The organism is Mesorhizobium sp. M1E.F.Ca.ET.041.01.1.1, assembly GCF_003997355.1.
Lineage (GTDB): Bacteria > Pseudomonadota > Alphaproteobacteria > Rhizobiales > Rhizobiaceae > Mesorhizobium.
Genome location: NZ_RZSL01000562.1, coordinates 1 through 3,873, shown reverse-complemented (window position 1 = coordinate 3,873; position 3,873 = coordinate 1). Strand labels below are relative to the sequence as shown.

The 3,873-nt window shown below is 65.7% G+C and carries 2 protein-coding genes and 1 pseudogene; 1 reads left to right on the top strand and 2 read right to left on the bottom strand.

The features are described from left to right. Both EOA38_RS30190 and EOA38_RS30185 read right to left on the bottom strand, forming a co-directional pair. Positions 1-630: pseudogene (locus EOA38_RS30190) on the bottom strand (heavy metal translocating P-type ATPase); the annotation flags it as partial. Then, entirely contained in the window at positions 630-1,016 is a 387-nt protein-coding gene (locus EOA38_RS30185; protein WP_126092056.1) for a DUF302 domain-containing protein, read from the bottom strand. The pseudogene EOA38_RS30190 and the gene EOA38_RS30185, both read right to left, overlap by 1 nt. 123 nt (positions 1,017-1,139) lie before the next feature. On the opposite strand from EOA38_RS30185, the gene EOA38_RS30180 reads away from it, so the two are divergent. Beyond that, the gene (locus EOA38_RS30180) at positions 1,140-3,821 is read left to right on the top strand and encodes a bifunctional acetate--CoA ligase family protein/GNAT family N-acetyltransferase (protein WP_126092057.1); all 2,682 of its coding nucleotides are present in this window, start codon (positions 1,140-1,142) and stop codon (positions 3,819-3,821) included. The last annotated feature ends 52 nt before the right edge of the window (positions 3,822-3,873 follow it).

Here is a 3,873-nt window from a genome sequence, read left to right as displayed (position 1 = left end):
GACGGTGCCGCTGCGCAACGCGTCGCCGGCGCTGCGCCGCTCCGGCAACGGCTCTCCGCTGACAGTTGATTCATCGAGGAGCGCCGACGTATCGATCAGGATGCCGTCGACGGGCAGCAACTCGCCGGCCCGCACCAACAGCTCGTCGCCGACCGCCACCTGCTCGACTGGAACGGTCTCCGTCCCCTCGCAGGACTTTCGATGCGCAAACCGCGGCGCCCGATCGGTCAAGGCCCTGAGGTTCCGCTCCGCCCGCCCGCGCGCAACGTCTTCGAGAACTGTGCCGCCGGCATACATGATGGCGACAACCACCGCCGCCAAGGCCTGCCCAAGCAGCAGCGCCGCCGACATCGAAACCAGCGCGATCGCATCGACGCCGACCCGTCCGATCCAGAAATCCCGCAGGATGGAAATGGCAAGCATCACAACGACGGGCAGGGTCGCCGCCGCCCAGATTGCGTTGGGAGAGATGGGGCCCATGGGAGAGATGGGGCCGATGGGAGAGACGGGGCCGATGGGAGAGATGGGGCCGATGCCGCTTCGCCAGACACCCAGCCCAAGCGCCAGGCCCACAACGGCGACGGCCAGCAGCGCGCGCCGCAGCACGGACTCGTTCACGGCGGCAGCCATCAAAGTTCGCCGATCGTCTCCTGCAGCAACAGCCGAACGTCCTTTGCCGTCGCGGCAAGCTTCGGGTTGTCGATCGCACCCATCGCGGCCATGGGATCGATGGCCGCGACCTCGATCTTGCCGGGCGCGATCTCGGTCACGATCACATTGCAGGGCAGCATGGCGCCAATCTTGTCCTCGGCCTGCAGCGCGCGCCACGCGAAATGCGGATTGCAGGCGCCCAGGATCATGTATGGCTTGAAGTCCACGCCCAGCTTGACCTTCATCGTGTGCTGGACATCGATCCTCGTCAGGATGCCGAAGCCCTTGCCCGCGAGCTTCCTGGTCACGTGTTCGATCCCCGCCGCGAACGGCATGTCGAGGGTTTTGCTGAAATAATAGCTCATCGGGTTCTCCTCGGATTGTGAGGCGTTTGGCGCCAGCTAGCCGCAAGAGGCTGGATGGCGCTTTGATCCAGCGCAATGAATGCTTGGCGCCTTTGGTGAATGTGGCGGCAAGGAGCTTCCGGAATGACGATACGAAATCTTGAATACGCCGTCTCACCGAGATCCGTCGCCGTCATCGGCGCGTCCACGCGCGTCGGCTCGGTCGGCCGCGTCGTCTTTGACAACATCGTCAGCGATGGCTTCGAAGGCGAGACCTGGCCAGTCAACCCGAAATACTCAGAGGTCGCCGGTCACCGCTGTTATGCAACGCTTGCCGATCTTCCGGGCATTCCCGATCTGGCCGTGATCGTGACCCCGCCCGACACCGTTCCCGGCATCGTGCGCGACCTGGCCGAGAAAGGCACGCGCGCAGCGGTCGTCATCACCGCGGGGCTGACGCGCGACAACGGTCTGCGCCAGGCGATGCTCGATGCAGCCAAACCCTCGCTCATGCGGATCATCGGGCCGAACACAGTCGGGCTGATGGTCCCGCCGGCAAAACTCAACGCCAGTTTCGCTCACATGCCGGCGAGGCCCGGCAACATCGCCCTGGTCTCGCAATCCGGGGCGATCGCCACGTCACTGATCGACTGGGCGGCCGAAAACGATGTCGGCTTTTCCCGGATCATCTCGCTCGGAGACATGGCCGACGTCGATGTCGGCGACTGCCTCGACATGCTGGCGGGCGATTTTCACACGCGAGCGATCGTGATGTATCTCGAAACCATACCCAATCCGCGCAAGTTCATGTCGGCCGCGAGGGCGGCGGCGCGGCTCAAGCCGGTCATTGCCATCAAACCCGGCCGACACGAACAGGCGGCCAAGGCGGCGGCGACGCACACCGGAGCGCTTTCGGGCGCGGACAGGGTCGTGGAAGCGGCTCTGCGAAGGGCAGGGGTGCTGCGGGTGAGAGATCTCGCCGAACTGCTCGATGCCGCCGAGACGATCGCGCGCTATTCGCCGCTTGAGCGGACCCGCGTCGGCATCGTCACCAACGGCGGCGGCGCCGGGGTCCTTGCGATCGACAAGCTGATCGACCGCGGAGGCGAATTGGCCGCGCTTTCACCGCTGACGATCGAGCGGCTGAACGGGGTTCTGCCGCCGACCTGGTCGCATGCAAACCCCGTCGACATCGTGGGCGATGCGGCACCGGAACGCTATCAAGCGGCGCTCGAAGCCTTGTCGGCGGATCCGGGAACGGACGTCATCCTGGTCATGAACTGTCCGACCGGGCTCGGTTCCTCGCCCGACGCGGCCAGGAAGGTGGCCGAGCTTGGCGATGAGGGCGAGATCGGAGGAAAGCCGCTCCTCGGCTGCTGGCTCGGCGAGCATACCGCGCGCGAAGGCCGGCGCATCCTGACGGAAGCCGGCATTGCGAGCTTCGAAACACCGGAGGATGCGGCGATCGCGGCGTCCTATCTCGGCGAATGGTCACGGGCCCAGCGGGCGCTCTTGCGGACTCCCTCGAGCCAGGACGGAGGCGCCGCCGACGGCAAGGCGACGGTGCATGCCATCTTCCGGCAAGTGGCAAGCGAAGGGCGGCGCATGCTGACCGAACCGGAAGCAAAGGCCGCGATCGCCGCCTATGGCATTCCGGTGCCCCGAACCGTTGTTGCCAACTCGACCCCCGAGGTGGCGGAGGCAGCCGGCCAGCTTCTCGAAAGCGCCGAGCGGGTGGTCGTCAAACTGCTGTCGAAGGCGGTCTCGCACAAGTCGGACGTCGGCGGCGTGGTGCTCGACATTGCGACCGCCGCGGAGGCCGGAGAGGCCGCGAAGTCGATCGAAACACGCCTGCGCGCACAGGCGCCGGGGACAAAGGCGGACGGATACACCGTGCAAACCATGGTCGTGCGCAAGCACGCGCAGGAGCTCATTTTGGGCATGAACCTGGACCCGATGTTCGGCCCGGTCCTGCTTTTTGGCGCCGGCGGCACGGCGGTCGAGGTTCTGAACGATACCGCCATTGCGCTGCCGCCGCTCGACGACGTGCTGGCCGGAGATCTGATCGACGCGACGCGAATAGGCCGCCTGCTCGCCGGCTATCGCGACCGCAAGCCGGCAGATCGTGCCGCGATCGTTGCCGCTCTGAACGGCTTGTCGCGGATGACCATCGACTTCCCTTGCCTGACCTCCCTGGACATCAATCCCCTGTTGGGCGATGCCGCGGGCGTGATTGCCCTGGACGCCCGCATCGAAATCGACCCGCGACGGGTGGATGAACCGGCGCCGAACCCGGCTCTGGCCATAAGACCCTATCCGTCGGGATGGAGCCGGAATCTTCTGTCGGACGGCATGTCCTTGCACATCCGGCCGATCTTGCCGGCGGACGTAGCGCTTTATCCCGCGTTCCTGGCCAGGATTTCCCCCGACGACCTGCGGCTGCGTTTCCTCTCGCCGCGCAGGAATTTTCCGGACCAGATGCTGAAACGGCTCACGCAGCTCGACTACGACCGCGACATCGCCTTCGTCGCGCTCGAAAAGGACACGGGAGCGCTCGCCGGTATCGGCAGGCTCTCCTGCGACCCGGATCACAGGACCGGCGAATATGCCCTGCTCGTACGATCGGACCTGCAGGGGCATGGGCTGGGATGGAACCTGCTGAAGCAGATCATCGACTATGCGAGGGCCGAACGCATCGGCCGGATCGAGGGCATAATCCTCAACGAAAATCGCAAGATGCTCACAATGTGCGGGGAGTTTGGCTTCTCGGTTGCGCATCACCCCAGCGAGCCCGGCCTGTCGGTGGCGACGCTGGAGATCGGGTGAGCGGCGGCTTCCTTATGCCGCCGCGGCCGCGGTTGCGCTCTCGACGAGAACC

What these genes read in the sequence shown, in the direction of transcription:
- EOA38_RS30180 (WP_126092057.1), top strand. Translation starts at nt 1,140, where the DNA reads ATGACGATACGAAATCTTGAATACGCCGTCTCACCGAGATCCGTCGCC.
- EOA38_RS30185 (WP_126092056.1), bottom strand. Translation starts at nt 1,016, where the DNA reads ATGAGCTATTATTTCAGCAAAACCCTCGACATGCCGTTCGCGGCGGGG.